The sequence below is a fragment of the Bizionia sediminis genome (genome assembly GCF_042684585.1).
Lineage (GTDB): Bacteria > Bacteroidota > Bacteroidia > Flavobacteriales > Flavobacteriaceae > Algorimicrobium > Algorimicrobium sediminis.
In genome coordinates, this window is sequence record NZ_JBHULS010000022.1 from 1 (window position 1) to 958 (window position 958).

At 37.1% G+C, this 958-nt stretch carries 1 protein-coding gene; it reads right to left on the bottom strand.

The features are described 5' to 3' along the window. Positions 1-262: 262 nt before the first annotated feature. Positions 263-817 (bottom strand): hypothetical protein, encoded by a 555-nt coding sequence (locus tag ACFSQP_RS13085; protein WP_376895225.1) that lies wholly within the window; start codon positions 815-817, stop codon positions 263-265. Between the last annotated feature and the right edge of the window lie 141 nt (positions 818-958).

The following is a 958-nucleotide window of genomic DNA, read 5'->3' on the forward strand; positions in this document are numbered from 1 at the left end:
TCAAATGTCCAAAGTAAGAAAGTGTAAAGGATTGCAGTTCCGATTGCAAATATTATTCGGTACTTCCAACTAATTTTAATCATCTTATTTCCTATTTTCATAATGTTTTTCTTAAATGCAGTACAACTGTCTCGGGTATGAAACGTAGGGCATTTCGGAGCTGCGTACTTGTCCACCGAGACAAGGCTTGCTTAGAGACCGATACTTGCGGAAACCTCTATCCGCCCCATGTTTTATACCCATTGTTGGGGCATCGTTTTTTTTATTTTTTAACTCGTCCATTTTCAAATTCAGCTGTGTAAGTCGTATCTGATTTTGATATGTACCCTTCGTCAAACCCGAATCTATGGTAAGTCCAAGTTCCATTAATCTTTTCGTCAGGGTACAAGTATGAAATTCTGATTCCATTTTTAAAGTCATATAAGACTTTTCTGTTTTGATAATGGTGGAGTGAACCACTAATTTCCATAAACTGACCTACAATCCTTTCTCCATCTTGGTTGGTGTATTCAGAGGTATCTTCAAGCATTGGATATTCGTCTGAAAAAATCGCTGCAGGAACTGTCCAAAGTCCAATCCACAGATAGGGCAAGAGAATAATTCCTGTCAGTCCAATTCCTGCGAGTTTTAGTCCAAGTTTTTTGAATTTTAAACTTTGTCGAAATAGCAGAAAGAAAATCATTCCAACAAGAACCGCTAAAATCAATACACCAATTCGGTGTCCTGGCTGAAATGTTATTTCGATAGGCGAACCATAATTCAGTCCAAGAATCAAAATAGTCAGTCCGAGTAATATGGTTATGATTTTAGTCGTCATTTTTTAAATGTGCCCCAACGGCCTGGTGTATGATTTCGTTGCGGTCTGTTAGGAGTTAAAGTTAGTAAATAAAAACGAGATTTAGGTATTCGATAATTTTTCGCAAGCAGGTAAGAACTAGCAATGAATTATACACATTGT